Source organism: Prosthecodimorpha staleyi (assembly GCF_018729455.1).
In the GTDB taxonomy this organism is placed as follows: Bacteria; Pseudomonadota; Alphaproteobacteria; order Rhizobiales; family Ancalomicrobiaceae; genus Prosthecodimorpha; species Prosthecodimorpha staleyi.
Genome location: NZ_JAHHZF010000003.1, coordinates 242,800 through 268,853 on the forward strand (window position 1 = coordinate 242,800; position 26,054 = coordinate 268,853).

A 26,054-nucleotide genomic window follows, 5' to 3' on the forward strand; every position below is an offset into this window, starting at 1 on the left:
CACCATGCGGCTGGTCAGGACGGCCTCGGGGGCCGCCAGGAGCGCGGCCGGCCTGTGGCGCCGGGTCGCCCGCGCCGTGGCCGACCGCATGCCCAAGGGCCTCTATGCCCGCTCCCTGCTGATCGTCGTGCTGCCGATGCTGATCCTGCAGACCGTGGTCGCCTATGTGTTCATGGAGCGGCACTGGCAGCTGGTGACGCGGCGACTGTCTGAAGCCGTGACCCGCGACATCGCGGCGACCATCGCGGTGATCGAGTCCTTTCCGCAGGATGCCAACTACGACCGGATCACCGAGATCGCGCGACGCGACTTCTCGCTCTCGATCGCGGTGCTGCCCAACGATCCCCTGCCGCCGCCCATGCCGAAGCCCTTCTTCTCGCTGCTCGACACGGCGCTTTCGGAGGAGATCGTGCGGCTGATCAAGCGACCGTTCTGGATCGATACGGTCGGCCGTTCGGACCTGATCGAAATCCGCATCCAGATCTCCGACAAGGTGCTGCGCGTTCTGGCCCGGCGCGGGCAGGCCTATGCCTCCAACACCCACATCTTTCTGCTCTGGATGGTCGGCACTTCGGTGGTCCTGCTCGGTATCGCCATCCTGTTCCTGCGCAACCAGATCCGTCCGATCCAGCAGCTCGCCGCGGCGGCCGAGAGCTTCGGCAAGGGCCGCCCGCCGCCGGATTTCCGCCCGCGCGGCGCGCGCGAGGTGCGCAAGGCGGCCGAGGCCTTCCTGGCCATGCGCCGGCGCATCGAGCGCCAGATCGAGCAGCGCACCACCATGCTGGCCGGCGTCAGCCACGACATGCGCACGGTGCTGACCCGCTTCCGCCTGCAACTGGCTTTTCTGGGATCGGGTCCCGAGATCGAGGCGCTGGAAGGCGACATTGCCGAGATGCAGGCCATGCTGGAGGCCTATCTGGCCTTCGCGCGCGGGGAAGGCGACGAGGAGGCCGTGCCGACCGACATGGCCGAGATGCTGCGCGCCATCGAGATCGAGGCGGACCGCGCCGGCTTCACGGTGCGCCAGAGCTTCGACGGGCCGCCGCTGGTGATCGTGCGGCCGAATGCGTTCAAGCGCGCGCTCGGCAATCTGGTCGGCAATGCCTGCCGCTACGCCGAGCGCGTCGAGGTGACCGCGCGCCACGCCCGCGGCTACCTGACCGTCGCGATCGACGATGACGGCCCCGGCGTGCCGGAGGCGGAGCGCGAGAACGTGTTCCGCCCCTTCTACCGGCTCGACCAGGCACGCAACCAGGACGAGGGCGGCACCGGGCTCGGCCTCGCCATCACGCGCGACATCATCCGCGGCCATGGCGGCGACGTGAAGCTGGATAGCAGCCCGCTCGGCGGGCTGCGCGCGGTGATCCGCATTCCCGGCTGAAACCGAGCAGCCCGCTCGGCGGGCTGCGCGCGGTGGTCCGCATTCCAGGATGATCTATCCGATCAGCCCGGATGTCGGGGCTACGGCGGCGCTGTCCGGGAACACGGACGTGTCGAGCAGCGTCCGCGACAGGCCGAGGTGGTCGGCGAGCAGGCCCTTGGCGATGGCGCGCAGGTCGGTGGTCGGCTTCAGGTCGCGCGCCTCGTAGAGATCGGCCGGCCTGAGGCCCGGCCAGTCGGTCAGGATGCGGCCGCCCTTGATGGCGCCGCCGGCCAGGAAGGCGACCGTCGCCGTGCCGTGGTCGGTGCCGACCGTGCCGTTGACCGCGGCGGTACGGCCGAATTCGGTCGCCACCAACACCGCCGTGTCGCGCCAGGCCGGGCCGAGGCCGGATTCCAGGGCCGCGAAGGCGCCGTCGAGCCCGCCGAGCAACTGGGCGAGGCGCCCTGTGGCGCCGCCCTCGTTGGCATGCGTGTCCCAGCCGTCGAAGGAGAGCGCGGCGAGGCGCGGACCATCGGCGGCGGCGAGCAGGCGGGCCGCACCGGCCGCGACCAGCTTCATGCCCTCCGCGGTCGCCGCCCCCGCGCGCGATCGGGCCTCGCCCATCCCGGCCTGGGCGGCGAGCTTGTCGGTGGCGAGGCCGCGCTCCAGCGTCTCGGCCAGCCCGCCGTCGGTGTGGCGATAGAGATCGAGCACGCGGGCGGCGAAATCGTCGCTCGCCTGCGGCAGCACCTGGGGCGACCAGCCGAGCACCGGGGCGGCGCCGCGCATGATCAGCGGCGTCATGGTGCCGACGCCGAGGCCGCCAGCCCGGACGATGCGCTCGCCGGCCGGCAGGACCTGCAATGCGCGATTGAGCCAGCCGCTGTCGGTCCGGCCGACGCCGCCGAGCCCGCTTTCGAGCACGTCCTGGCCGTCGAAATGCGACCGCTCGCGATAGGGCGAGGCGACCGCATGCACCACCATCGCCTTGCCGGCCTTGTAGAGCCGGGCGAAGGTCGGCATGGCCGGATGCAGCGCGAAGAAACCGTCGAGGCCGAGCGCCGGATTGGGGCCGTCGAGGCCGAGCGCGATGGTGCCGCGCAGCGCCGCATAGGCGGGATCGCCGACCGGGGCGACCGCCGAGAGGCCGTCCATGGCGCCGCGCAGCACGACCACGATCAGGCGGGGATCGCGCCCGCCCGGCGCGGCGGCGGCGAAGCGTGGCAGGAAGGGCCATACGGACAGCGTCGCCGCGCCGGCGAGGAAGCCGCGGCGGGACAGGGCGAAGGCGGCATCCGGGCAGGTCGGATCGGGCATCGTGATCACCTCCGCTGGAATTCAGGGCTGGCGAACAACAGGGCGATCGCCTGCTGGCGGCTCTCCGCCCGCCGGATCGCGACGCGCGTCGCCTCAGGCAGTGCCGCGCCCCACAGGTCGGCGGCGAGGCCGGCCGGCTCGCGGTCGCCGGCATGGCGGGCGAACTGGACGGCGAGATCGAGCCGGGTCGAGAGCCCCGCCGGCGAGGCCCAGGCGGCCGCCTCGTCGGACCAGCCGTCCGGGCCGGGCGGCGCCCAGGTCGGCTGACCGAGCGCGACGAGCGCCCCGTTGGCGACCCCGACATCGGCCGGCCGGCCGATCGCCCGCTGCATCGCGACCACGAATTCGATCGGCGCACGCAGCTTCCCGGCCTTCGCGTGCCAGGCCTCCGGCGCCGTCACGAGCGCCCGCGTGACGGCGGCCAGATCGCCGTCGCTGTCGCGCCAGACCCGGGCGAGCCGCTCGACCAGGTCGGCCGGCGGCTGATCGTCGACGAAATGGCGGGTGAGCTTGAAGGCGAGATGGCGCGCCGTCGCCGGATGGCGGGCGAGATCGTCGAGCACCGCCAGGCCCTGCACGTGGCCACTCTCCGGATAGTCCCGCCCGACCACCCGATGGGTGCCGGGCTCGTGCCGTCCCGGCGCGAAGGCAAAGCGTCCGCCGTGGAAATCGTCCTCGTCCGGATTGGCGACCGTCCAGCCGGTCAGCACACGGGCAAGCGCGGTCACGTCGGCCTGCGCATAGCCGCCGGCGACGCCGAGCGTGTGCAACTCCATGATCTCGCGGGCGAGATTCTCGTTGAGGCCGCGCTTGGAATTGCGCCCGTTGAGCGATTGCGGCCCGACCGACTGGTTGTTGTCGAGATAGACCAGCATGGCCGGATGGGTCTCGACCGCCTTCAGCATGTCGGCGAAGCGGCCGAGCACATGCGGGCGGATCGCCTCGCGCTCCATCGCGCCGACCGTGACCCTGACCGGGTTGCCCTTGGTCTCGGAGACCGCGAAATGGTTTGACCAGAACAGGACCAGCCGCTCCAGGAGCGGCGTCGCGGTGTCGCAGAAGCGCGTCAACCGCGCGATCTGCTCCTGGCGGAAGATCTCGGCCTCGATCGGAAGTGCCGGCTTGGCGGCGGCGGCCGGCTTGCCGTCGGCCATCATGGCGGGCGCCGGACCGGCGGCCATGGCGGGAGCCGGATTGCGGTTCATCGCCGGAACGGCCGCCGGCGACGGCCCCGGAGGCGCCTTGCCGCCCGCGGCAGACCCCGCCTCGGCGACGCGGGCCCGCTCGGCCTGCCGGACGCGCTCGGCCGCGCGCGATGCGCGCATGGCCCGGTCGGACGCCATCAGGTCTGGAGCGGTCAGTCGCGCCGCGGTCGGGTCAGCGAGTTGTGCCTCGACATGACCACGCGGGTCGGCGGCGATGCGGGCAAGCTCGCCGGGCCGCGGGCCGAGCCCGAAGCGATTGGCGGCGACGAGCGGATCGGTTGGCTGGACCATCCGGTTCTCCTCGGCTGGGCGACGATCGGCGGCGAGCCTCGCCGGAAAAACCGGCCGCAGAATGGCCAGGACGTGGCGCGGGCGGTCAGCCGGTCGCCCTTGCCGGCGGTCAGCCGGCGGCCGATACCGCAGCCTCCGCGCCGCCGTCTGGATGCGCGATCGGCGCCTCGGCTGCGCGCCGGCGTCCCGACAGGCGGCAGAGCGCCGATTCGACGCGGCCGAGCATCGCGCCGGCCCGCTCCAGTCGCTTCAGCTGGGTGTCGAGCGCCGCCATGGTCTTGGGCAGGCCGGGATCGGTCTCTTCGAGCCAGACCGGCAGCACCTGCGCATAGGCGAGCGCCAGCGCCTGGGCCCGCGCCAGACCGGGCAGGCCGCCGCGGTCGAGGCCGGCCGCGGTCAACATCCAGCGCTGCGAGGTCAGTGCGATCCGGTTCAGGGCGGCAGCCAGCAACGGATCGCGCCGCGCGGCCTTCATCAGTCCGGCCACACCGGCCTTGTGCGGCGTCAGCGCGTCGAACCGACGCATGACCACGTCGAACAGGCGTTCGCGCGCCGGCTCGCCGGCCATGCCGGGATCGTCGCCGGCCAGCACCGCGGCATCGATGCGCCGGGCGAAATCGGCCAGGATGGCCATCTTGCCGTCATAGGCGGCACGCAATTGGGCGAGCGTCACGTCCGCCCCGGCGGCAATCTCGGCGAGCCCGATCCGCGCGAAATCGCGCTCGGCGCACAGCGCCAGCAGCGCTTCGACGATCTTCTGCTTCTGCTTCTCGCTGGCCATGGCGTCCTCCTCGGTCGACGCCAGAATAGGGCGTCGATCCGGGCGGAAACAGGGCTCAGTCGAAAAGGCTGGAGACCGACTTTTCCTGCGCGGTGCGGGCGATCGCCTCGCCCATCAGCGGGGCGATGGAGATGACGCGGATGTTCGGCGCCGCCTTGACGGCCTCGGTCGGCTGGATCGAGTCGGTGATGACCAGTTCCTTCAGCCGCGACTGGGCGATGCGGGCCACGGCACCGCCGGACAGCACGCCGTGAGTGATGTAGGCGGTCACGTCCTTGGCGCCGCGTGCGAGCAGCGCTTCCGCCGCATTGACCAGGGTGCCGCCGGAATCGACGATGTCGTCGACCAGGATGCAGGACCGGCCGTCAACATTGCCGATGACGTTCATGACTTCGGACTCGCCCGGCCGCTCGCGCCGCTTGTCGACGATGGCCAACTGGGCATCGATGCGCTTGGCGAGCGCGCGGGCGCGCACCACGCCGCCGACGTCGGGCGAGACCACGACCGTGTTGTCGAGCGGGTAGCGCTCCTTGATGTCGCGCATCATCACCGGCGCGCCATAGAGATTGTCGGTCGGAATGTCGAAGAAGCCCTGGATCTGGCCGGCATGCAGGTCGAGGGTCAGGACGCGGTTGACGCCCGCATGGGTGATCAGATTGGCGACCAGCTTGGCCGAGATCGGCGTGCGGCCGGAGGCACGGCGATCCTGGCGCGCATAGCCGAAATAGGGCAGCACGGCGGTGATCCGCTTAGCCGACGAGCGCTTCAGCGCGTCGGTGATGATCAACAGCTCCATCAGGTGGTCGTTGGCCGGATAGCTCGTCGACTGGATCACGAAGACGTCCTCGCCGCGGACATTCTCCTGCACCTCGACGAAGATTTCCTGGTCGGCGAAGCGGCGCACCAGGCAATTCGACAGCGGAACCTCAAGATAGTTGCCGATGGCTTCAGCGAGACTGCGGTTCGAATTGCCGCACACGAGTTTCATGGAACCTGCCCTCTGAACCGGCCGTCGGCCGCATGGCCGGTCGCGGTGGATCGCTTTCCTTCGGCGTCGAAAGGCCCGCCCGGCGCGGGCCTCATAGCAACCCCGTTCGCCTGCGTAAACCGTCGCGACGTTGCGGGAGCCCTGAAAGCGGAGGAAAACAGCCATGCCGCCGCCGGGCAACAGCCGATCGGCGTCGATGCGGAGGTCGGGACCGTCCGGCCGGGTCAGTCGGACGAGCGGGTGACCCAGGCCTGCAGTTGCTCGCCGAGACGGCCGGCAAGATGTTCGACGGTCTTCTTGTCGACGCCCGACCAGGGATCGCCGGTCGCGGTAGGGCCGAGTTCCTCGCCGAACAGACGGGTCACCGGACGGCCGGCCGGGTCGAAGATGTCGATCCGATAGAGGATGGTAGTGCCCGAACCGGTGGTCACGGCGCTGAAATAGATCAGCACCCGGAAGCTCGCCGGATCGCTCAGCTGCATGGCCAGCGAATATTTGCGCTTGGACGCCTTGCGCCGCATTTCACGATAGATGGCGTCGCCGGTCGTGGTCGGAATGCCCTCGAAGGGCAGGACCAGCAGCCGGACGCCGTCGGCCGCCGGCGAACTCGGATGCGGTGGCAGCGGGGCGGCCGCACCGGAGAAATCGAGGGCCGAGGCCGCCGGACCGACCGTCATCAGCGCGGCCGGCAGGACCGCCGCAGCCGCCCATGCGGCGCCATGAGCCAACATCAGTCCGAGGGCGCGCCGGCGGTTCGGCGGGCGGAAGGACGCGGTCATGATGGCATCACCCTCGGATCGACGGACGGCAGGCTCGGCCGGACATCTCTACAACCCACTTGCCGCGCGGTCCAGAACTCCGGCGCCCGCCTTTGGGTGCCGCCGTCATGTCCGGGAGATCAGATCGAGCGAGGCGACGGACAGCGGCTCCGGGTCGGCCTCGGTGGTCAGGCAGGTGCGGCCGAGGCACATGGCCGTGTTGGTCGCGGAATCCATCAGGATCATATGCGTGAACAGAACCATGTTGGGCAGGATCGGCGCCGGATTGCCGCGATAGAACATCGGCATGTCCATCCAGCTCGGCGTGAAGCGGGCACCGAGCGAATAGCCGCAGGCATTCAGCCGGTGCTCGAACAGGCCACGCTCGTCGAAGACCCGGGCATGGGCATCGAACACGTCGCCGAAGGTCCGGCCGGGCCGAAGCTCCGCCTCGACCGCGGCAAGCGCGGCGACGGCGGCCTCGTGCAGTTCGCGGTGCCGGTCGGTCGGTTCGCCGGTGCAGACGGTGCGCATCATGGCGACGTGGTAGTGGCGGTAGACGCCGGCCCATTCGAGGGTGATCTGGTCGCGCTCGGACAGCGCCCGGCGGCCGGCCTTGTAGCGGCAGAGCAGCGCGTCGGCGCCGGAACCGATGATGAACTCGTTGGCCGGATAGTCGCCGCCGCCGTCGAAGATCGCGCCCTGCATGGCCGACAGGATGCGGCCCTCGTCGGCGCCCGGGCGGATCTCCGCCAGCGCCGCCTCGTAGGCGAGATCGGCAAGCCGGGCCGCCTCGCGGACATAGACGATCTCGGCCGGCGACTTGACCGCGCGCAGGGCCGGGATCAGATCCGAGGCATCGACCAGATCGGCGAAGGTCGACAAATTGTCGTCGAACAGGCGGCCGTTGCGGGCGGTCAGTCCGTGGGTGTCGTATTCGACACCGAGCCGGCAGCCGAGCAATTCGAGATCGAACAGCATGTCCTTCAGCTGCACGATCGGGCTCGCCTCGCCGCGGTCGACCCAGATGCGGATATCCTCGATGATCGAGGTATGGCGCGCCTGGCGCAGGTCGGCCGAGCGGGTCAGGAGCGCCTTGCGGCCGTCGGACTTCAGCACCAGGCACTGGAAGAAGCAGAAGCCGAAGGTGTCGTAGCCGGTCAGCCAGTAGCTCGATTCCTGGGCGAAGATCAGCATCGCGTCGAGCTTGCGCGCCTTCATGGCCTCGAGCGTGCGGGCCTCGCGGGCAGCGAATTCGTCCCGGCTGAAATGCAAAGCCATGGCGTTCTCCCGTAATCGATGAGGGGCCGTCCGGAGGTCAGGGACGGATCGTAATGGCCGAGACGAGGCGGCCGTAGTCCGGCTCGCCGCGATGAGTCATGCGCCGGTAGGAAAAGAACCGCGCCTCGTCGGCATAGGTGCAGAGATCGAGATTCTCGGCTTGCGCCACGCCGGCGGAACGAAGCCGCCGGACGATATAGGCCGGCAGGTCGAACATGGCGTGGTCCGGCTTGTCCGACGGCCGGAAATGGCCGGCATTGTCGGGATCGGCCGCGACGAAGCGGGTGACGAATTCCGGGCCGACCTCGTAGGCGGCCGCCGAGATGGTCGGGCCGAGCACGGCGACGATCCGGTCGCGCCGCGCGCCGAGCCCCTGCATGGCGTCGAGCGTCGCCTCCAGCACGCCGCCGAAGGCGCCCTTCCAGCCGGCATGCGCGGCACCGACGACACGCGCCTCGGCGTCGGCGAACAGGATCGGCCCGCAATCGGCCGTCGAGACGCCGACCGCGACACCCGGCCGCGCAGTCACCACGGCATCCGCCTTCGGGCCCTGGCCGGGACCCCAGCTGTCCTCGACCACAATCACGTCGGGGGAATGGATCTGATAGGGCATGGCCAACCGGTCGCGCGCCACGCCGAGCCGGTCGGCGACGCGGCCGCGATTCTCAATCACCGATTCGCGGTCGTCGGCCGAGCCGAGGCCGATATTCAGGCTCCCGTAGATGCCGGTCGAGACGCCGCCTTGGCGCGTGAAATAGCCGTGGGCGATGCCCGGCAGGGCATCGAGGGCGGGGGCACGGATCACGAAGCTCTCCTGGTCGGCAGGCCCGGGGGCCGAAGCGGCCGGATGGTGCCGATCCGAGGGCGGGTCGTCAAATGACGGCAGGTATCACGGGCGCGACGGTTGACCGGGCGACGGGCGCCGCCACATCGTCGATACTTGCGGGGAGCGATCCGGAGGGGCGGGTTGGCATGAGCTATCAAGGGCGCTGCCGCTGCGGGACGGTCACCTTCTCGGTCGCGGCGGAATTGCCGCAGACGGCTGTCGCCTGTCCCTGTCAGCGCTGCCGGCAGATGGACATCCTGCTGACCTTCGTTCCGGATGCGTGCTTCACCTTGCACTCCGGGGCGAACGACATCGGCCAATACCGCTTTCATCGGCATCCCAACCGGCATTTCTCCTGCAACCTCTGCGGCACCACCGTGTTCATGCGCGACGACAGGCCGGACGGTTCCGCCCTCCGCGGGATCAACCTCCGATGCGTCCCGGCAGCGGAGTCCGGCGCCTTGACGATCCGCTGGGTCGACGGTGCGCATCACTGAACCGGCCGCCGATCACCCCCAGGGCGCCGGCACCAGTCCGGGCGCGGCGATCGCCATCGCCTTGAACAGGTCGCCCATCTCGTCGGCTGCGACCAGGCGGGTGACCTCGGCGGTGATGCGCTCGCGGGTCGCCTGGTCCTTGTCGGCGCCGAGGCGGCCGGCGCGCTCGGCGAGGCCGAGGCGGAGCAGGAAATCGCCCTGCGGCAGCGGCCCGAACACCGTGGCGCCGGCCCGCCGCGCCGCGCCGGCCAGGGCCTCGAAATCGACATGCGCGGTCAGGTCCGCCTCGCCCGGGCGGGCGAGCGGATCGACGGGCGCATGGGCGCGCACCGCCTGGAAGCTGTCGCCGATCGCGGTCTCGCGATAGCCGTAGTCGATCGCCAGGAGGAACCCGCCGTCGCGGCGGATGCGGCCGGCAAGCCCTTCCATCACGGCCGCCGCGACCGCGTTGGTCTCCAGGACCGAGCCGTCGGGCGCGCCGCGCAGCCGGGCCGGCACCGCCTCGACCGGCAGCAGGCCGGTCCCGAGGCCGATCTGCAAGGCGCCCTCGGCATCGAGCCCGACCACCCGCTCGCGCCAGAGGCCCTGGCTGCGCTGATACTGCCGGATCGGCAGGGCATCGAAGAATTCGTTCGCGACCACGATTGCCGGGCCTTCGGGCACCTCGTCGGCGCGATCGTGCCAGTGGGGGACAAGCGGCGCGGCGGCGAGCGTCTGGCGCTGGCGCGCGCGCAGGCGCTGCGAGGTCTCGACCAGATGCAGGCGCGCGGCGGCGATGAAGTCCGGCCGCACCCGGGCCGCCCGCACGGCATCCGCCATCAGGGTGCCGCGGCCGGGGCCGAGTTCGACCAGCCGAACCGGATCGGGCCGGCCGAGCTTCAGCCAGGCATCGACCGCCCACAGCCCGATCAGTTCGCCGAACATCTGGCTCACCTCCGGCGCGGTGACGAAGTCGCCGCCCGCGCCGAAGACCTCGCGCGCCATGTAGTAGCCGTGTTCCGGATCGCCGAGCGCGATCGCCATGTAGTCGGCGATCGACATCGGGCCGGCCAGCCGGATCTGCGCCTTGATCCGGTGCTCGAGCGGGGTCGGACTGGCGGTCTGGCTCGGACTGGTCATGGCCCGCGGCGAAAGCTCCTCTCAGTTCGTACGACTGGCATGCTTCCGTCGGGTGACGGTCAGGATAGACTGATACGACGGCTCAATCCTACGCAATTGAGCGGGTATCATGAAAGTTCGGATGTCATCGCCTGAACTGGCCTTCTTCAAGGCGGAACTCCGTCTCGCACGGCGCTATATGGAGTTCGGCTCGGGCGGCAGCACCGTTCTGGCCAGCCAGATGGTCGAGAAGGTCGCGACGGTGGAGAGCGACCCGCTCTGGATCGGCCGGGTGCTGCGCGAAGCCGGCGACGGTCGCCAGCGCATCCATCCGATCCTGGTCGATATCGGGCCGGTCCGCGGGCTGGGCTACCCGAGCGACGGCACGACCCGCAAGTCCTGGCCGGCCTATCACAAGGAGCCGTGGGGCCGGCTCGGTCGGACGGATTTCGACCTCTATCTGGTCGACGGGCGCTTCCGGATCGCCTGCTTCCTGCAGATCCTGCGGCGTGCGAAGCGCGACGCGCACATCCTGGTGCACGACTACCGGCCGCGGCCGAACTACCACGTCATGGAGCAAGTCGGCCGCCTCGAGCATGAGGTCGGCAGCCTTGCGCTGTTCCTGCCCCACCGCACCCCGCCGCGCGAGCAGATCGACGAACTGATGTCGCTCCACCGGTCGAACCCGGCCTAACCGGCTGCCGCGACGGTCAGCGACCGCCCTCGGCTTCAGCGGCGCCGGGCCGCAAACAGCATGACGCCGCAGCCGATCACGACCATCGGCAGCGACAGGATCTGGCCCATCGTGATGACGTTCCAGAGATAGCCGAGATGGGCGTCCGGCTCGCGGAAATATTCCACGAAGAAGCGGGCGAGGCCGTAGCCGGCCGTGAAGGCGCCCGCGACAAAGCCGGGCTTCTGCAGCCAGAGGCCCCGATGGGTCAGGAGCCGCAGCACGACGAACAGCAGGACGCCCTCCAGGGCCGCCTCGTAGAGCTGGCTCGGATGGCGCGGATCGGGGCCGCCGGTCGGGAAGACCATCGCCCAGGCGACATCGCTGGTCCGCCCCCAGAGTTCGGCATTGATGAAGTTCGCCACCCGCCCGAAGAACAGGCCGAAGGTCGCCGACGCGGTGAAGATGTCGAACAGGGACCAGATCGAGAATTCGCGGCCGCGCTGGAACATCCACATCGCCACCATGGAGCCGAGAAAGCCGCCATGGAACGACATGCCGCCTTTCCAGACCTGCAAGGCTTCGATCGGATGGTAGAGATAATAGCTTGGATTATAAAAGAGGACATAGCCGACGCGGCCGCCGATGACGATACCGACGGTCGCGTAGAGGATGAAGTCGTCCATCTCCAACGGTGTCGGCCGCGGCACGCGGCCCCAGATGCGATCCTCCGAGACCAGCCGGCGCGAATACCACCAGCCGAGCAGGATGCCGACGATATAGGCGAGCGCGTACCACCGGATCGCGACCGGGCCGAGTTGGACGGCGACCGGATCGATCGACGGATAGGGGATCGCAAAGGGAAGCATCGATACCTCCTTGTCTCGCTCCCGGACCGTCATCCCCTATCCGGCCGCCGCGCCGGGCGGGCGGGCGGATGGACGGGTCCGGGGTTCCACGCCGTGTCCGCCGACGGAGCGAACGGCGCCGCAGGCTGGTTGCGCGCGACCATGCTGCGGCGCCCCGGGGTCGTCAACCCGACCGGCGGCAGCGCCGCGCGGTGCGGACGGCCGGTCCGGCGCACGCGGTCTCACGGATGGCGGCCGGCCGGCCCGCGTCGCGGGCGCGGAACGGCCTGACCGGCTCCGGCCGTCGGGCAGCCATGTTGCACCGGGCATTTTGCCGAATTGACAGGGGCCGGCGAGTTCGGCAAGTCTCGCGGCCATGTTCGAAACCCTTCGGTCGAGACGGCTCCGGCTCTGCGTCGTGGCGCTTTATGCGCTGGCGATGCTGATGCTCGGCTTCTCGCACCGGATGACCGGTTTCGACACCGCGTTCTCGTCCCCGTCCGCCGCCTCCGCCTATGCGCTGCCGGGCGGCCTCGCGCAGAGCTTCTGCAAGGGCGACGACGATGCCACCGGCAAGACCGGCAGCGGGAGCCTTTGCGACGCCTGCCGCCTGACGGACGCCCCCGGCATGGCCGCGACACCGCCGGCCGGACCGGCGCTCGCGCTCGGCGGCCGCAGCGTGACGGAGACCGTTGCCGAAGCGCAGCGAATCGCCGCGACCGTCTGCCGCCCGGTTTCGCGCGGCCCCCCGACCACCCTCGCCTGACCGGAACCGCCGGCCGCCACGGCGTGCCGGCGAAAACGCGTCCGACCCGCCGCGCAGCGCGCATCCCGGGTCCAGGGTGGATATCCAGATCATGACATCTCTTGCACCCGCAGCCGCGATCCGGCCGGCGGACGGCAGCTCCGCTGCGGAATCCGGAGCCGTCCTCTTCGATGCCGTCATCACGCCGCACCGCTCGCTCGGCGAGCGCGGCTTCGTTCTTCTCCTGGCCGCCGTGGCGCTGGTGTCCTGCGCCATCCAGATCGCCTTCGTGGCCCTCGGCGCCTGGATGGCCGGCGCCTTCGTGCTGTTCGACGCCGTGTTCCTGGCCTTCGCGATCTATGCCTGCCGTGCCGATATGGACCGATCCGAGCGCATCGCCATCCGCGGCGCGACGGTCGTCGTCGCACGGCAAGGCCAGCGCGGTTCGGCCGGCCCTGAGGTCTGGCCGGCCTGGGGCCTCGCGATCGAATGCCGCGACGATCCCGACTACGGCTGCCGCAATCTCTTTCTGCTGCATCGCAGCCGGCGCGACGAGATCGCCCGCGACCTGTCCCCGGCCGAGCGCCGGGACTTCCTGGCTGCCTTTGCGGCGGCGCTGAGCGTGGCCGGATTTCCGCCCCGCATCACGACCGTGACGGCTCCGGCGCTGCTCGTCCGCTGACGCGCAGCCGCAGGCGTGCGGCGGCACCGGCCGGCAGTCCCCCGCACGCCAATCTCGCCCCTCGATCATGACAATGGACGGATTGACCTCATGACGTACAAGTCTCTGATCCTCGGCGCGCTGTTCAGCGTCGCCGCCGCCTCCTCGGCTCTCGCCCACGCCACTCTGGAGGGCCGCGAGGCCAAGGTCGGCTCGACCTACAAGGCGGTGCTGCGCGTGCCGCATGGCTGCGCCGGCGCTCCGACCCTGAAAGTCCGGGTCAAGATCCCTGAAGGCTTCATCGCCGTGAAGCCGATGCCCAAGGCCGGCTGGACGCTGGAAACCATCAAGGGCAAGTATGCCAAGACCTACGACTACTACGGCACGCCGCTGAGCGAGGGCGTCACCGAAGTGGTCTGGACCGGCAAGCTGCTCGACGAGCACTATGAAGAATTCGTCTTCCGCGGCAGCTTCGTCAAGGATCTGAAGCCGGATACCATGTTCTACTTCCCGGCCGTGCAGGAATGCGAGGCCGCGGCCGAACGCTGGATCGAGATCCCGGCCGCCGGGCAGTCGTCGGACGACCTGAAATTCCCGGCGCCCGGCGTCAAGCTGCTGCCGGCCACGCCGTGACCGACCGACGGCGCCCCGCCATGGCCCGCCTCGCGCTCGTGCTCGCGCTCCTCGTCCTGTGGCTCGGCCCGGGCGCCGGGACCGCGCGGGCGCATGCGCAGCTGATCGCGAGCAGCCCGGCGGACGGCGCCGTCGTCGCCACCGCGCCGGACACCGTCCGGCTGACCTTCAACGAACCGGTCGCACCGGTCCGGGTCGGCCTGGTCGGTCCGGACGGCGTCATCACCGATCTGACGGCGACGGCGCAGGACGCGACCGTCGCCGCCGCCCTGCCGCCGCTCGGACGCAAGGGCAGCTATCTCGTGTCCTGGCGGATCGTCTCCAGCGACGGCCATCCGGTCGGCGGCTCGGTCGGCTTTTCGATCGGGACGCCCGGCGTGCGGCCGGCGCTCGATGCGGACGCCCGGCCGGCGGCCTTCGCGGCCTCGCAGGTCGCGATCCGCTTCCTGGTCACGGTGCTGATGACCCTCGGGGTCGGCGGCACCGTCTTTACGGTACTGACCGGCCGGGCCGCCCGTTCGCTCGCCGGCATGCGGCGGATCGTCGGGATCGCGGCCCTTGCCGTCGTTCCGGCCGCCGGCCTCGGCTTCGCCCTGCAGGGCGCCGACGTGCTCGGCGGGTCCTTCGGAGCCGTCGCGACGCCGGCGGCCTGGCGGGCCGCTCTCGCCACGAGCGTCGCACCGGCGGCGATCCTGGCCGCGGGCAGCGGCCTGCTGGCGTTCCTGGCGACGGCCGCAGGTCCGGCGCGGCCCGCCCTGGCGGCCCTGCTGGCCGGACTGGCCTGGCTGGTCGCGGCCGGCTCCTTCGCGGCGACCGGCCACGCCGCGATGGCGGAACCGCGGCCCTTCATGGGTCTGGCGGTGTTCGTCCATGCCGCGGCGGCGCTCTACTGGCTCGGTGCCCTGGTTCCGCTCGGCGGCGCACTCGCCGACCGCGCCGCCGATCCGCTGCCGCTGGTCGAGCGCTTCTCCCGGACGGCGGTGGTGCTGGTCGCGCTTCTCGCAGCGACCGGGCTCGGCCTCGCCGTGGTGCAGATGGAAGGCCTCCAGGCTTTCGTCGAGACCCCCTATGGCCGGTTGCTCGCCCTGAAGCTCGTCGGCGTCGGGAGCCTCCTGGCGCTCGCGGCCTACAACCGCCAGATCCTGACGCCGCGCCTTGCGACGGCCAGACGCTCGCCACGCCTTGCCCTGATCCGCTCCATCCGCCTCGAGGTGACGATCGGCCTTCTCGTGCTCGCCCTCGTCGCCGGCTGGCGCCTGACGCCGCCGCCGCGCGCGCTCCACGCCGCCGATCGCGCCGGCCTGTCGGTGCATGTCCATACCGCGGCCGCCATGGCGGATGTCTCCGTGACGCCCGGGCGGCGCGGCGTCAATTCGGCCGCGATCATGCTGATGACCGGCGATTTCGGCCCGCTGGCGGCGCGCGAGGTCACGATCGCGCTGCGCAACGAAGCCGCCGTGATCGAACCGGTCCGGCGCCAGGCCCGGCTCGCGCCGGACGGCCGCTGGCATGTCGAGGCTCTGCCGCTACCGCTGGCCGGCCGGTGGACGGCCGAGATCGAGATCCTGATCAGCGATTTCGAGAAGACCACGCTCGAGACCGAACTGGAGATACGTCCGTGATCCCCTCCGCCGATCCCGGCAGGCCCGCCCTGCCCTTCGCGCGCCTGCGCCGCGCCGCCGCCGGCCTCGCCGCCGCCGCCCTCCTGGCCCTCGCGCTCGCCGAGCCGGCGCTGGCCGCGACGCGCACCATCAAGGACGCGCTCGGCCGGGAGGTGACCATCGATGCCCCCGCCGGCCGCGTGGTGGTGATGTTCAACTACGAGGAGTTCACGGCCATCGCCGGGGCTGAGGGCTGGAAGCGCGTGGTCGGCATCAACCGTGCCGTCTGGGCCGGCTGGCGGCCGGCCATCTGGTCGCGCTACGTCGCGAAGATCCCCGAGATCGCCGAAAAGCCGGATGTCGGCAGCACCGACGAGGGGACCTTCTCGGCCGAGAAGGTGATCGCGCTGAAGCCCGACGTGCTGCTGATGCCGCAGATCTCCTGGGAGGCCACCGCGACGGCGCGGGCGCAGATCGAGGCGGCCGGCATCAGGATCGTCGCCTTCGACTACAACGCCCAGATCACCGAGCGACATGCCGCCTCGACCCGCGCGATCGGGGCCGTGATGGGCGCCGATGCGCGCGCCGATGAATTGGCCAGCCTCTACGAAACCAAGATGGCCGACATCCAGCGGCGCATCGCCTCCCTGCCGAAGGGCCCGAAGCCGAAGGTCTATGTCGAGATCGGCCAGACGGGTGCCGCCACCGTCGGCAACAGCTACAACGGCACCATGTGGGGCCGCATCCTCGACAATCTCGGCGCCGAGAACATCACCAACGGCCGCATCCCGGGACCCTACGGCCCGCTCAATCCGGAATATGTCCTTGCCGCCAATCCGGACTTCATCTTCATCGGCGGATCGTCCTGGGTCGGCCGCCCGAACGCGGTCCGGCTCGGCTACGACGCGACCCCGGAGATCACGCGCGCCAGCCTGGCCCCCTATGCGGCCCGGCCCGGCTGGGCCGAGCTGAAGGCGATCAAGGCCGGCGAGATCCATGCACTGGAACACGGCCTCGCCCGGACCCTCTACGACTACACGGCGCAGCAGTATATCGCCAAGCGGCTCTATCCGGCGGCCTTCGCCGATGTCGACCCGCTCGCCGAGCTTGCCGCCTACCACGCCAAATATCTCCCGGTGCCCTTCTCCGGCACCTGGGCGCTCAAGCTCGCGCCATGACGCTCGCCTCGACCACGCCCGACACGGCAACCGACGGGACGATCGCGACTGCGGCCGCGGCCGGCGAGCTCGGCGCCGTCTACCGCAGCCTGGCGCGGCGGCGACGGGCCGTCCTGGCGGCGGGCGCCGGCGCGCTGGTCGTCTCGGCCATGCTCGACATCGCCACCGGTCCGGCCTTCCTGCCGGTCGGCGACGTGGTCCTGTCGGTGCTCGGGCGCGGCGGCGACCGGATGGTCGACACCATCGTGTGGACCATCCGGCTGCCGATCGCCCTGATGGCGATCGCGGTCGGCGCGGCGCTCGGGCTGACCGGCGCGCTGATGCAGACCATCCTCAACAATCCGCTCGCCTCCTCCTATACGCTCGGCATCGCCGCCGGCGCCGGCTTCGGGGCGGCGCTGATGATCGTCTTCGGCGGATTGCTGCCGCTCGCCGAGGCGCGCGCCATCCCGGTCGGTGCCTTCGTGTTCGCCGGGTTGGCCGCCTCGGGCGTCTATGGCGTCGGGCGGATGCGCGGCGCGACCGCCGAGGTGCTGGTGCTGGCCGGCGTGGCAATCCTGTTCCTGTTCCAGGCGCTGCTGGCGCTCCTCCAGTTCGTCGCCTCGCCGGAGGCGTTGCAGCAGATCGTGTTCTGGCTGTTCGGCAGCCTCCTGAAGGCGACCTGGGACAAGCTCGCCGCGGTCAGCCTGGTGCTGGCCATGACGGTCCCTATCCTGGCGCGCGATGTCTGGCGGCTGACCGCCCTGAAGCTCGGCGACGAGCGGGCGCGCGCGCTCGGCGTCCGGGTCGATGGGCTGCGGCTGCGCATTCTGGCCCTGGTCTCGCTCCTGACGGCGGTCGCGGTCGCCTTCGTCGGCACGATCGGCTTCGTCGGCCTGGTCGCCCCGCATGCCGCACGCATGCTGATCGGCGAGGACCAGCGCTACCTGCTGCCGGCCTCCGCCCTGTTCGGCGCGCTGCTGCTGTCGGCCGCCTCGATCGCCAGCAAGACGGTCATGCCGGGCGCCATCTTCCCGATCGGGATCGTCACCGCCCTGGTCGGCGTGCCCTTCTTCCTGTGGCTCGTCGTCGGCACCCGGAGGGCCTATTGGTGAGGATCGCCACGCAGGCTCTCACGGTCCATCTCGGCGGCGCACCGGTGCTGAACGCGGTATCGGCGATGGCCGCGCCCGGCGAGGTGACCGCCCTGCTCGGCCCGAACGGGTCCGGCAAGAGCACGCTGATGCGCGCCGTCGCCGGCCTGATCCCCCATTCCGGACGGATCACCTTCGACGGCGGCCCGCGCCCCGGCGACCATGCCGTCGGCTACATGCCGCAGGATTTCGCGGTACGACCGGTGCTCACCGTGCTCGAAGTGGTGCTGCTCGGACGGATCGGACGGATCGGATACCGGGTCGGCGAGGCCGACCTCGCCGCCGTTGCCGCCGCGCTCGGGTCGGTCGGCATGGCCGATCACGCCGGGCGCCTGTTCGGGACGCTGAGCGGCGGGCAGCGCCAACTCGTCCAGCTTGCCCAAGTTTTGGCCCGCGAACCGGCGGTGATCCTGCTCGACGAGCCGACCAGCGCGCTCGACCTGCGCAACCAGCTCGAACTGCTCGACCTCGTCCGGCGCGAGACCCGTCGGCGCGGCCTGACCACGGTCGTGACCATTCACGATCTCAACGCGGCGCTGCGCTACGCCGACCATGCCGTCGTGCTGACGCATGGCCGGGTCTTCGCAGCCGGCACGCCGGCATCGGTCATCGATGCTGCCATGATCGCCGCCGTCTACGGCGTCGAGGCCCGCCTGACCGCGGCCGCCGACGGCTTCACGACCGTTGCCGCCCTGCGCGCCATGCCGCGCGGCACCGATGCCCTGCGGGGGCCGCCATGACGGCATCGCGACGTGCCCCCCTCCGCATCGGCGGCCCGCTTCCGTCCTGGCTCGCCCGGACGGTCCTGCTCGCCTATGCGCTGGCGGCGACGCTCGCCGGCTTCGGCCACAACCCGGCCAGGTTCGACATCGCTACGGCCTCGGAGCGGGCGCAATTTGCCCTGCCGGACGGGACAGTGCCGACCCTGTGCGGCGATCCGGACAGCCCCGGCAAGTCCGCCCGGACGCTCTGCGACGCCTGCCGGCTCAGCGCGGCACCCGGCCTGCCGCCGATCGCCGGCCTTGGCTTCCCACCCGTCCGCGGCGCCCATCCCGCCGCCCCGCTCCCCGACGCGCCGTCGCTCCCGGTCCGCGTCGCCTCGTACCGCCAGCGCGGTCCTCCGACCGGCCTCGGTCCTCCGTCCGAAGCCGTCCCCGTTGTTCGGGGGACCCTTGTCGCTGGCGGCCGCGTGCGCGCCGCCCTTTCGAGAGACACAAATGTTGCGAGAACGTGAAACCGACTTGGCAGGCCTGCCGCCGAACGTCATCGGCGCCTCGGCCCTGTCGCCCGCCCGCACCGGCGAGGACGCCGTTCGGGACAGTCGCGTCCTGGGGCTCGGCCCCGTCCGCGAATTCGCGCCCCGGACCGTCCTGCATGGCGAAGGCGACCGGAAGCATGGCATCACGACGATCGTGACCGGTTGCGTCGCCCTGACCAAGTCGCTCGGCGACGGTCGCCGCCAAATCGTCGATCTGCTCGGCCCCGGCGACGCCATCGGGCTCGATTCCGGCCTGATCCATGTCTGCGGCGCAGAGGCGGTGACGCGGGTGCGCCTGCGCGCCCGGCGTGCCGAGCCGGCGCCGGCCGACGACGCCATGGCGCTCTACGAGCAGGCCACCCGCGCCCTTTCGCGCCAGCGCGACCACGCCTTTCTGCTTGGCCGGAAATCCGCCCGCGAGCGCGTCGCCTCCGGGTTGATCCGGCTGCAGGCCGTGCTCGGCGTGGGCGACGGCCCGTTCCACTGCCCGCTGACCCGGCAGGATCTGGGGGACTGGCTCGGCCTCGTCATCGAGACGGTCAGCCGCACCCTGTCCTCTTTCCAGCGCGAGGGTCTGCTCCTGATCCAGGATCAGTCCCGGTTCGAGATTCTCGATCGCTACGGCATCGCGGCCGCGGCGGCGCTGCCGACCCCGTCGGCGCGCGAGTCCCGACCGCCGCGTCGCACAGGCATTCCCGCCACACTCGGCCACGCCGCATGATTTCAGAGGAGACGCCGCGTTGACCCCACCCATAGCCCTTGCCCCGCGCCCCGGTCCGCTGCGGCATGCGGCCCCCCTGGACTGAAGGAGAGAGCATGATCGCAACCGACAGCCCGGCCCTCCCGGCCAGCGACGCGCCGAAGCCGCCCTCCGCCCGCATGGCCTTCGAGCCGTTCGGCAGGACCGAGAAGCTGCTGCTCAGCTATGCGGCGATCCTGGTCGAATTGTTCCTGATCGTGGCGCTCGAGTTCGGCTATCCGGGTGTGATCCTGTTCGCAGAGATCGGCGCCGCGTCGGCACTGGTCAGTCTCGTCATCGTCACCGCCACCGGCCTTCGGTAACCGAAGGCAACCCGCCGGCGGACGGCCTGTCGCCCGCGGCGCCTCTCACCACTGCCCATGACCCAAGGAGTTCCGTCATGACCAAGTCCTTCCTCGCCGTCCTGATCGGCGCCACGCTCTTCGCCGCGCCGGCCTTCGCGCACGACTTCAAGGTCGGCGATCTGCAGATCGACCATCCCTGGGCCCGGGCGACGCCGGGCGGCGCGACCGTCGGCGGCGGCTTCATGAAGATCAAGAATGCCGGCAAGGCTTCCGACCGGCTGGTCGCCGGCAGCGCCGAGGTTGCCGGCCGGGTGGAAATCCACGAGATGGCGGTGATCGACGGCATCATGAAGATGCGCGCCCTCGACAAGGGGCTCGAGATCGCCCCGGGCAAGACCGTGGAACTGAAGCCCGGCGGCTATCACGTGATGCTGATGGAGTTGAAGCGCCCGCTCAAGCAGGGCGAGACCGTCAAGGCGACACTGGTCTTCGAGAAGGCCGGCCCCGTGCAGGTCGAGTTCCAGGTCGAGGCGATCGGCGCCCAGGGCAGCACCGAAAAGCATATGGGCCATTGATGGCCGGCCATGCCGGAACGCGGGACGCAGCCTGCGCCCGCGTTCCGGCGGCCCAAGACCGGATCGCCGGGATCGTCTGAGCGCTGCCACCGATCCTCCGGACCCGCGCCGGCGCCCGGAGGGTCGGCCCGAAGCGTCGACCGCCGCGACCGGACCAGCCTACGGGCGATCAATCCCATTGGCTGCGGCCGGCATCAGTCCGTCTCGTGCGGGGCCCCTCGCCGGCTGAAGACGGTTCCGGCCGTCCGACGATCGCGGCGGCCGCACGCCCGCTCGGACCTCGGCCGCAGGCGTCCGCCATGACGCCTGGGAATTCGGCATGGCCGGACCGCGGCCCCGCCGCGCCGGCAAGTCCCTGCGCAGCAAACGCCGCGATTCCCCGAAGCATTTCCTGCCGCCGGCCGGGTTCCGAAGGAATGGCGGAAGCACTGCGCGAACGATCCACATGATGGACTTTAGACTGCACGAACCCAGTTTTCTGTCGCTGCATTCAAGATATAGCAAAAGTTGCAACTCAGATGGCCACGCAAAGAATAATTTCAATCGATTTATCGATGTCGGTGTTTCCACGAACACAAATTTCGGAGACGGGAACCCGAAGTTGACATTTCACTGAAGTTGCAGGGACATATAAGACCTCAAAATCAATCCCGAAACGTTGTAGACACCACATCTCCTTGTGGTTCCACTGCATTTTAGGATTTTATCAATATTCGAATATCAAATTGCTCTCAGAAAGCGGCCGACGCTACCGATGCGTCATACGGAGACAATGGTCATGCAGAACGCCGATGATCTCGACGCCCGCCTTGCGTTTATGAGAATCGGCGCCCAGCAACGTGCGGACATGCGCGCGTCCTGGTCGGTGATTGAACCCCGGCTGGAAGATATCCTTCAAGGTTTCTATCGGCATTTGAAGTCCGAACCGCGGCTGGCCGCGATGGTCGGCACGCAGCAATCGCGCCTGGTCGGGCTGCAGTCCGGTCACTGGAAGCGCCTGTTCAGCGGCGACTTCGATCAAAGCTACGTCGAGGGCATCCGCACCATCGGTCTGGTTCACCACCGCATCGGGCTGGAGCCGCGCTGGTATATCGGCGGCTATGCCTTCGTGCTGGACGCGATCTCGGATGTCCTGATCGCCGCCAACCGGTTCCGGCCGCAGCGTCTGGCGCGGATGATGCGCGCGGTGCATTCGGCCGTCATGCTCGACATGGATTTCGCCATCTCGGTCTACCAGGACGTGCTGATCGCCGATCGCCAGCGCCGTGGCGAGCAGCTCTCTGCCGCCGTGGCGGAATTCTCGACCTCCGTGCAGCGGACGCTGGAGGTTTCCGCCGCCGCCAACCGGCAGCTTGGCGCCAGCGCCAAGGATCTCGGCGAGGTCACGGCACGCACCCGCTCGCAGGTCGACGATTTCGGCGCGACCGCCGCGCGCACGGCCGAGAATGTCCAGGCCGGCGCCGCCGCCACCGAAGAGCTCTCGGCCTCGATCGGCGAGATCAGCGCGCAGTCGATGCGGACGGCGACGATCGCCCGCAATGCGACCGAAAGCACCAAGGCGATCAGCCAGGCGGTGGTCGGGCTGGCCGAGCGTGCCCGCGAGATCGGCGAGGTGGTCGATCTGATCTCCAACATCGCCGGCCAGACCAACCTGCTCGCCCTCAATGCGACGATCGAGGCCGCCCGGGCCGGCGAGGCCGGCCGCGGCTTCGCGGTCGTCGCCCAGGAGGTCAAGGCGCTGGCCGGACAGACGGCGACCGCGACCACCGAGATCTCCAGCCGGGCCTCGGCGATCCAGGCGGCGACCCAGGAGAATGCGGTCCGCATCCAGGAGATCGAGAAGACGATTGCCGAGATCAGCCAGATCTCGACCTCGATGGCCGCCGCCGTCGAGGAGCAGTCCGCCGCGACCGGCGACATCGCGCGCACCGTCCAGGAGACCGCGACCAATACGCGCCGCCTGTCCGACGGCATGTCGACGATCGGCGACGCCATGGCGACCACCGACGCCGCATCCCATGCCGTGTCGGCGGCCCGCCAGAGCCTCGAGGAACAGCTCGGCCGCCTCAATCGCGACATCGAGCAGTTCCTTGCCCGCACCCAGGCGGCGTGACGCGGCGTCGGCGGGACTTCTCCGCCGGGCGGCCCGACGCCTGAGGACCCACGCCTCAGGCACTTGGTGAAGCCCGGGTCGCCGGCTGGTTGCCCCTGCCGACCGTCCACAGCACCCGGCCGATCAGGGCGAAGGCACCGAGCGTCGGGAAGGCGGCCGGAAACCCGTATCGCGCCGCGATGGCCCCGGCGAGCGCCGGGCTCAGCGACGCGCCGATGCCCTGCACGGTCATGACCAGATCGAGGCCGGCGGAATCGCCAGGGTGGCCAGAATCGAACCGATCGCCATGCCGGCCATCAGGACGAAGACCGCCGTCAAGCCGTAGGCGGCCCCGAACAGGCCCGCCAGCACGGCGGCCAGCACGTTTCCGCCGTGATTGGCCGCCTCGTTGCGCCCCAGTTGATGGGCGAGACCGCTCTGGCCGACGATGCCGAGCGTCAGGCCGGCGATGCCGGTCGCGATCTGGGCGGCCGTCACGACCGCGATGCTCGGCACGAGCAGCATCGCCAGCGACGCGACGGTGACCAGCACGGCGCAGATCACCACGACCGCCCGCTTGGGCTTCGTGGCGTCGGCCAGAATGCCGAGCGGTGTGGTCGCGATCATGCCGGCGAAGCCGCCGATCGACATGACCAGGCCGATCCTGTCCGGGGTCCAGCCCTTGCCGATCAGGAAGATGCCGAGAAAGGGTCCGAGGCCGTCCCGGACATCGGCCAGCAGGAAGTTCACCAGCATCAGAAGGGAGGCGGGGGCAACGGCAGAGCCGGCCCGCATGACGTCACGGATCGCCATCTGATCCGATGCTGCAGGCGCGGCGGCGGGGACTTTCGAAGTGGGGAGTGGTGGCGGGGGGCGGGATCGAACCGCCGACCTGAGGGTTATGAATCCTCCGCTCTAACCATCTGAGCTACCCAGCCGACGGGGCGGATATAAGGAACTGGCCCGGCGGGTGTCAAGCCGGCTGCGCGGCGTTTCGCAGCCGGGCTGTGGATCGCGGTCCGAGGACCGAAACTGCGACCACAACTGAGCATCCGCCTCGTTTGGCGCGGGCGCTGCGGGGCGGGTCGGCGCCAAGCCGGGCGCAGGTGGCTTCAGCCCCCCGCACCCGCCGTCAGATGGCCTCAGACGCGCTGCAGGCGGACCATCGAGAAGACGCCGAAGGGATCCAGCGAGCGGGTCTCGACATGGCGCAGCCCGGGGCGGTCGAGCAGGCGGGCGACGGGGAAGTCCGGGCGCCAGCCGAGGCGGCTGGTCAGCGGCGTCATGATCTTTTCCAGCCCGTGCCGCCAGCCGCGCTCCGAGGCGAAGTGCGACACGATCAGGGCCTCGCCGCCGGGCTTCAGTACGCGCTCGATCTCGGCCATCACGGCTTCCGGATGCGGCACCACCGTGATGGTGAACATGGTCGCGGCGGTGTCGAAGGTTCCGTCCGCGAAGGTCAGGCGGCTGGCGTCCATCTCCAGAAGGTCGACCACATGGGTCAGGCCCTCGTCGCGCACCTTCTTGCGCGCCACGCGCAGCATTTCGGGCGACAGATCGATGCCGGTCACCTGCAGATGGCGGGCATAGTCGCCGAGCGCCACGCCGGTGCCGACGCCGATCTCCAGAAGGCTGCCCTGGCGGGCATTGATATGGGCGAGCGCGTTGCGGCGCGCGAGGCCGAACAACCGGCCGAAACCGAAGGACCGGCTGAAGACGAAGTCATAGAAGGGCGCCCAGCGCGCATAGGCGGCGAGGACGGAAGACTGATCGAGGCGAGGTGTGCCGTTGAGCATCGACGGGTCGTAGGCGGCCTCGGCCTTCGCAGCGGCCGTGTTTCGGTTGTTCTGGATGGACATGCGTTTCTCGCTGATAGGGGCCCTTCACGCGGCTGCCGTGCCGGTGGTGAGACGATCGCCCGAAGCGACACCCGCTGCAACGCTGCTACGCGCCACCCGCGCGATGGTTCCGCCGCCGAGCACGCGCGCCCCACGATCCGCCGAATCGTAGAACACGCAGGCCTGCCCGGGCGCGACGCCATGCTCCCCGTCGGCGAGTTCGACGACGAGGTCGCCTTCACGCCGCGCGAGCAGGGCCGGCTGCGGCGGCCGGGTCGATCGCACCTTCGCCCAGACCTCGACGCCGGCGGCGGGAATCGCCTCGATCGTACCGTCTCCGATCCAATTGACCTGACGAAGATGAAGCTCTCGTGTCATCAGAGCCTCGCGCGGCCCGACCACGACCCGGCGCGTTTCCGAATCGAGATGGACCACGTAGAGCGGTTCGCCGGCCGAAACGCCGATGCCGCGGCGCTGGCCGACGGTGAAGCGGATGATGCCGGCATGCCGGCCGAGCACGCGGCCGTCGACATGCACGATCTCGCCCGGCTCGGCCGCCCCCGGCTTCAGCCGCTCGATCACGTCGGCATAGCGGCCCGACGGCACGAAGCAGATGTCCTGGCTGTCGTGCTTCTCGGCCACGGCGAGCCCGAAGGCGCGGGCGAGATCGCGCGTCTCCGCCTTGGTCAGACTTCCGAGCGGGAAGCGCACGAAGTCGAGCTGCTCCTGCGTGGTGGCGTAAAGGAAGTAGCTCTGGTCGCGATCCTCGTCGACCGGCCGGTACAGGGCGCGGTGGCCGGTGCCGAGCGCCCGGCTGTCGACATAGTGGCCGGTCGCCAGCGCGGCCGCACCCAGACTGCGGGCGGTGTCGAGCAGGTCGGAGAACTTGACCGTCTGGTTGCACGAAACGCAGGGCACCGGCGTCTCGCCATGCAGGTAGCTCTCGGCGAAGCTGTCGATCACGGCGGCGCGGAAGCGCTCCTCGTAGTCGAGCACGTAGTGCGGAATGCCGAGCGTCTCGGCGACGCGGCGGGCGTCCAGGATGTCCTGGCCGGCGCAGCAGGAGCCCTTGCGGTGGGTGGCCTCGCCATGGTCGTAGAGCTGCAGCGTCACGCCGACGACGTCGTAGCCGGCCCGTTTCAGAAGGCCCGCGACCACGGAGGAATCCACCCCGCCCGACATCGCGACGACGACGCGGTTCTCCTCCCGGCGACCCGGCAGGTCGAGCTCAGGAAACATGGGCGGTCCTCTCTCCTCCTCGCCCGTCACGCCGCGCGCCGGATGACCGGCGGCCCGGTTGCGGGTCGCATTGTCCAATGAACGGGCGATCTGGCCTGCCGATGGGTGGGCGGCCCGCAGCTGATGTGGGG

27 protein-coding genes and 1 tRNA gene are annotated in these 26,054 nt (G+C 70.3%); 14 read left to right on the plus strand and 14 right to left on the minus strand.

The features are described 5' to 3' along the window. Positions 1 to 4: 4 nt before the first annotated feature. Positions 5 to 1,381 carry an ATP-binding protein gene (locus tag KL771_RS07095; RefSeq protein WP_261968088.1) on the plus strand — a complete coding sequence of 459 codons (1,377 nt, stop codon included), beginning with the start codon at positions 5 to 7 and terminating at the stop codon, positions 1,379 to 1,381. Positions 1,382 to 1,435: 54 nt separating this feature from the next. On the opposite strand, the gene KL771_RS07100 is transcribed toward KL771_RS07095, so the two are convergent. From KL771_RS07100 to pgeF, 7 genes are all read right to left on the minus strand, one after another. After that, positions 1,436 to 2,680 (minus strand): DUF1501 domain-containing protein, encoded by a 1,245-nt coding sequence (locus KL771_RS07100; RefSeq protein ID WP_261967851.1) that lies wholly within the window; start codon positions 2,678 to 2,680, stop codon positions 1,436 to 1,438. Between the two features lie 5 nt (positions 2,681 to 2,685). Then, positions 2,686 to 4,176, minus strand: a complete 1,491-nt coding sequence (locus KL771_RS07105; protein WP_261967852.1) for a DUF1800 domain-containing protein — start codon at positions 4,174 to 4,176, stop codon at positions 2,686 to 2,688. 109 nt (positions 4,177 to 4,285) lie between these two features. Beyond that, the gene (locus KL771_RS07110) at positions 4,286 to 4,957 is read right to left on the minus strand and encodes a TetR/AcrR family transcriptional regulator (protein ID WP_261967853.1); all 672 of its coding nucleotides are present in this window, start codon (positions 4,955 to 4,957) and stop codon (positions 4,286 to 4,288) included. A gap of 55 nt (positions 4,958 to 5,012) precedes the next feature. Next, positions 5,013 to 5,945, minus strand: coding sequence for a ribose-phosphate pyrophosphokinase (locus tag KL771_RS07115; protein WP_261967854.1), 933 nt, complete (start codon positions 5,943 to 5,945; stop codon positions 5,013 to 5,015). A gap of 224 nt (positions 5,946 to 6,169) precedes the next feature. After that, the gene (locus KL771_RS07120; protein ID WP_261967855.1) at positions 6,170 to 6,724 is read right to left on the minus strand and encodes a hypothetical protein; all 555 of its coding nucleotides are present in this window, start codon (positions 6,722 to 6,724) and stop codon (positions 6,170 to 6,172) included. Positions 6,725 to 6,829: 105 nt separating this feature from the next. After that, positions 6,830 to 7,984 carry a M24 family metallopeptidase gene (locus KL771_RS07125; protein WP_261967856.1) on the minus strand — a complete coding sequence of 385 codons (1,155 nt, stop codon included), beginning with the start codon at positions 7,982 to 7,984 and terminating at the stop codon, positions 6,830 to 6,832. 37 nt (positions 7,985 to 8,021) lie between these two features. Continuing rightward, positions 8,022 to 8,789, minus strand: coding sequence for a peptidoglycan editing factor PgeF (pgeF, locus tag KL771_RS07130; RefSeq protein WP_261967857.1), 768 nt, complete (start codon positions 8,787 to 8,789; stop codon positions 8,022 to 8,024). 71 nt (positions 8,790 to 8,860) lie between these two features. Here pgeF and KL771_RS07135 point away from each other — a divergent pair, with 71 nt between their 5' ends. After that, positions 8,861 to 9,307, plus strand: a complete 447-nt coding sequence (locus KL771_RS07135) for a GFA family protein (RefSeq protein ID WP_261967858.1) — start codon at positions 8,861 to 8,863, stop codon at positions 9,305 to 9,307. Positions 9,308 to 9,319: 12 nt separating this feature from the next. On the opposite strand, the gene KL771_RS07140 is transcribed toward KL771_RS07135, so the two are convergent. Next, positions 9,320 to 10,426, minus strand: coding sequence for a class I SAM-dependent methyltransferase (locus KL771_RS07140; protein WP_261967859.1), 1,107 nt, complete (start codon positions 10,424 to 10,426; stop codon positions 9,320 to 9,322). A gap of 121 nt (positions 10,427 to 10,547) precedes the next feature. Here KL771_RS07140 and KL771_RS07145 point away from each other — a divergent pair, with 121 nt between their 5' ends. Next, positions 10,548 to 11,099: a hypothetical protein gene (locus KL771_RS07145; RefSeq protein WP_261967860.1), complete on the plus strand. Its 552-nt coding sequence runs from the start codon at positions 10,548 to 10,550 to the stop codon at positions 11,097 to 11,099. 35 nt (positions 11,100 to 11,134) lie between these two features. Here the strand turns inward: KL771_RS07145 and lgt are convergent, their stop codons facing one another. Then, complete coding sequence (gene lgt / locus KL771_RS07150; RefSeq protein ID WP_261967861.1) at positions 11,135 to 11,947, minus strand: prolipoprotein diacylglyceryl transferase; 813 nt, start codon at positions 11,945 to 11,947, stop codon at positions 11,135 to 11,137. A 355-nt stretch (positions 11,948 to 12,302) separates the two neighbouring features. On the opposite strand from lgt, the gene KL771_RS07155 reads away from it, so the two are divergent. From KL771_RS07155 to KL771_RS07205, 11 genes are all read left to right on the plus strand, one after another. Next, a complete protein-coding gene (locus KL771_RS07155) occupies positions 12,303 to 12,692 on the plus strand; it encodes a hypothetical protein (protein WP_261967862.1) in 390 nt (129 codons plus the stop codon). Between the two features lie 91 nt (positions 12,693 to 12,783). Beyond that, positions 12,784 to 13,353 (plus strand): DUF2244 domain-containing protein, encoded by a 570-nt coding sequence (locus KL771_RS07160; RefSeq protein WP_261967863.1) that lies wholly within the window; start codon positions 12,784 to 12,786, stop codon positions 13,351 to 13,353. Positions 13,354 to 13,443: 90 nt separating this feature from the next. Then, on the plus strand, positions 13,444 to 13,965 hold the full coding sequence (locus KL771_RS07165; RefSeq protein ID WP_261967864.1) for a YcnI family copper-binding membrane protein: 522 nt from the start codon (positions 13,444 to 13,446) through the stop codon (positions 13,963 to 13,965). 20 nt (positions 13,966 to 13,985) lie between these two features. Then, positions 13,986 to 15,587, plus strand: a complete 1,602-nt coding sequence (locus KL771_RS07170) for a copper resistance CopC/CopD family protein (protein ID WP_261967865.1) — start codon at positions 13,986 to 13,988, stop codon at positions 15,585 to 15,587. Further along, positions 15,584 to 16,744, plus strand: a complete 1,161-nt coding sequence (locus KL771_RS07175) for an ABC transporter substrate-binding protein (RefSeq protein WP_261967866.1) — start codon at positions 15,584 to 15,586, stop codon at positions 16,742 to 16,744. Before KL771_RS07170 ends, KL771_RS07175 begins: the two co-directional genes overlap by 4 nt. Next, positions 16,741 to 17,838 (plus strand): FecCD family ABC transporter permease, encoded by a 1,098-nt coding sequence (locus KL771_RS07180; protein ID WP_261967867.1) that lies wholly within the window; start codon positions 16,741 to 16,743, stop codon positions 17,836 to 17,838. Before KL771_RS07175 ends, KL771_RS07180 begins: the two co-directional genes overlap by 4 nt. Further along, positions 17,835 to 18,617, plus strand: a complete 783-nt coding sequence (locus KL771_RS07185; protein ID WP_261967868.1) for an ABC transporter ATP-binding protein — start codon at positions 17,835 to 17,837, stop codon at positions 18,615 to 18,617. Before KL771_RS07180 ends, KL771_RS07185 begins: the two co-directional genes overlap by 4 nt. Positions 18,618 to 19,094: 477 nt before the next feature. After that, complete coding sequence (locus KL771_RS07190) at positions 19,095 to 19,856, plus strand: helix-turn-helix domain-containing protein (RefSeq protein WP_261967869.1); 762 nt, start codon at positions 19,095 to 19,097, stop codon at positions 19,854 to 19,856. A 95-nt stretch (positions 19,857 to 19,951) separates the two neighbouring features. Then, complete coding sequence (locus tag KL771_RS07195; protein ID WP_261967870.1) at positions 19,952 to 20,197, plus strand: hypothetical protein; 246 nt, start codon at positions 19,952 to 19,954, stop codon at positions 20,195 to 20,197. 77 nt (positions 20,198 to 20,274) lie between these two features. Continuing rightward, positions 20,275 to 20,754: a copper chaperone PCu(A)C gene (locus KL771_RS07200; RefSeq protein ID WP_261967871.1), complete on the plus strand. Its 480-nt coding sequence runs from the start codon at positions 20,275 to 20,277 to the stop codon at positions 20,752 to 20,754. 778 nt (positions 20,755 to 21,532) lie between these two features. Then, positions 21,533 to 22,867: a globin-coupled sensor protein gene (locus tag KL771_RS07205; RefSeq protein ID WP_261967872.1), complete on the plus strand. Its 1,335-nt coding sequence runs from the start codon at positions 21,533 to 21,535 to the stop codon at positions 22,865 to 22,867. Between the two features lie 55 nt (positions 22,868 to 22,922). Here the strand turns inward: KL771_RS07205 and KL771_RS07210 are convergent, their stop codons facing one another. The 5 genes from KL771_RS07210 to mnmA form a co-directional block, all read right to left on the minus strand. Continuing rightward, entirely contained in the window at positions 22,923 to 23,099 is a 177-nt protein-coding gene (locus KL771_RS07210) for a hypothetical protein (RefSeq protein WP_261967873.1), read from the minus strand. Continuing rightward, a complete protein-coding gene (locus KL771_RS07215; RefSeq protein ID WP_261967874.1) occupies positions 23,096 to 23,659 on the minus strand; it encodes an MFS transporter in 564 nt (187 codons plus the stop codon). Before KL771_RS07215 ends, KL771_RS07210 begins: the two co-directional genes overlap by 4 nt. Before the next feature lie 48 nt (positions 23,660 to 23,707). Next, a tRNA-Met gene (locus tag KL771_RS07220) sits at positions 23,708 to 23,784 on the minus strand. Between the two features lie 204 nt (positions 23,785 to 23,988). Further along, entirely contained in the window at positions 23,989 to 24,705 is a 717-nt protein-coding gene (locus KL771_RS07225; RefSeq protein WP_261967875.1) for a class I SAM-dependent methyltransferase, read from the minus strand. 24 nt (positions 24,706 to 24,729) lie between these two features. Continuing rightward, positions 24,730 to 25,923: a tRNA 2-thiouridine(34) synthase MnmA gene (mnmA, locus tag KL771_RS07230; RefSeq protein ID WP_261967876.1), complete on the minus strand. Its 1,194-nt coding sequence runs from the start codon at positions 25,921 to 25,923 to the stop codon at positions 24,730 to 24,732. Positions 25,924 to 26,054: the final 131 nt, after the last annotated feature.

Bases quoted from the DNA above. Each gene is read 5' to 3' on its own strand.
- mnmA (WP_261967876.1), bottom strand. From the start codon at position 25,923: ATGTTTCCTGAGCTCGACCTGCCGGGTCGCCGGGAGGAGAACCGCGTC.
- KL771_RS07110 (WP_261967853.1), bottom strand. From the start codon at position 4,957: ATGGCCAGCGAGAAGCAGAAGCAGAAGATCGTCGAAGCGCTGCTGGCG.
- KL771_RS07145 (WP_261967860.1), top strand. From the start codon at position 10,548: ATGTCATCGCCTGAACTGGCCTTCTTCAAGGCGGAACTCCGTCTCGCA.
- KL771_RS07205 (WP_261967872.1), top strand. From the start codon at position 21,533: ATGCAGAACGCCGATGATCTCGACGCCCGCCTTGCGTTTATGAGAATC.
- KL771_RS07180 (WP_261967867.1), top strand. From the start codon at position 16,741: ATGACGCTCGCCTCGACCACGCCCGACACGGCAACCGACGGGACGATC.
- KL771_RS07160 (WP_261967863.1), top strand. From the start codon at position 12,784: ATGACATCTCTTGCACCCGCAGCCGCGATCCGGCCGGCGGACGGCAGC.
- KL771_RS07140 (WP_261967859.1), bottom strand. From the start codon at position 10,426: ATGACCAGTCCGAGCCAGACCGCCAGTCCGACCCCGCTCGAGCACCGG.
- KL771_RS07125 (WP_261967856.1), bottom strand. From the start codon at position 7,984: ATGGCTTTGCATTTCAGCCGGGACGAATTCGCTGCCCGCGAGGCCCGC.
- KL771_RS07225 (WP_261967875.1), bottom strand. From the start codon at position 24,705: ATGTCCATCCAGAACAACCGAAACACGGCCGCTGCGAAGGCCGAGGCC.
- KL771_RS07195 (WP_261967870.1), top strand. From the start codon at position 19,952: ATGATCGCAACCGACAGCCCGGCCCTCCCGGCCAGCGACGCGCCGAAG.
- KL771_RS07100 (WP_261967851.1), bottom strand. From the start codon at position 2,680: ATGCCCGATCCGACCTGCCCGGATGCCGCCTTCGCCCTGTCCCGCCGC.
- KL771_RS07190 (WP_261967869.1), top strand. From the start codon at position 19,095: ATGTTGCGAGAACGTGAAACCGACTTGGCAGGCCTGCCGCCGAACGTC.
- lgt (WP_261967861.1), bottom strand. From the start codon at position 11,947: ATGCTTCCCTTTGCGATCCCCTATCCGTCGATCGATCCGGTCGCCGTC.
- KL771_RS07165 (WP_261967864.1), top strand. From the start codon at position 13,444: ATGACGTACAAGTCTCTGATCCTCGGCGCGCTGTTCAGCGTCGCCGCC.
- KL771_RS07215 (WP_261967874.1), bottom strand. From the start codon at position 23,659: ATGGCGATCCGTGACGTCATGCGGGCCGGCTCTGCCGTTGCCCCCGCC.
- KL771_RS07120 (WP_261967855.1), bottom strand. From the start codon at position 6,724: ATGACCGCGTCCTTCCGCCCGCCGAACCGCCGGCGCGCCCTCGGACTG.
- KL771_RS07200 (WP_261967871.1), top strand. From the start codon at position 20,275: ATGACCAAGTCCTTCCTCGCCGTCCTGATCGGCGCCACGCTCTTCGCC.
- KL771_RS07135 (WP_261967858.1), top strand. From the start codon at position 8,861: ATGACGGCAGGTATCACGGGCGCGACGGTTGACCGGGCGACGGGCGCC.
- KL771_RS07210 (WP_261967873.1), bottom strand. From the start codon at position 23,099: ATGACCGTGCAGGGCATCGGCGCGTCGCTGAGCCCGGCGCTCGCCGGG.
- KL771_RS07115 (WP_261967854.1), bottom strand. From the start codon at position 5,945: ATGAAACTCGTGTGCGGCAATTCGAACCGCAGTCTCGCTGAAGCCATC.
- KL771_RS07155 (WP_261967862.1), top strand. From the start codon at position 12,303: ATGTTCGAAACCCTTCGGTCGAGACGGCTCCGGCTCTGCGTCGTGGCG.
- KL771_RS07105 (WP_261967852.1), bottom strand. From the start codon at position 4,176: ATGGTCCAGCCAACCGATCCGCTCGTCGCCGCCAATCGCTTCGGGCTC.
- KL771_RS07095 (WP_261968088.1), top strand. From the start codon at position 5: ATGCGGCTGGTCAGGACGGCCTCGGGGGCCGCCAGGAGCGCGGCCGGC.
- KL771_RS07170 (WP_261967865.1), top strand. From the start codon at position 13,986: ATGGCCCGCCTCGCGCTCGTGCTCGCGCTCCTCGTCCTGTGGCTCGGC.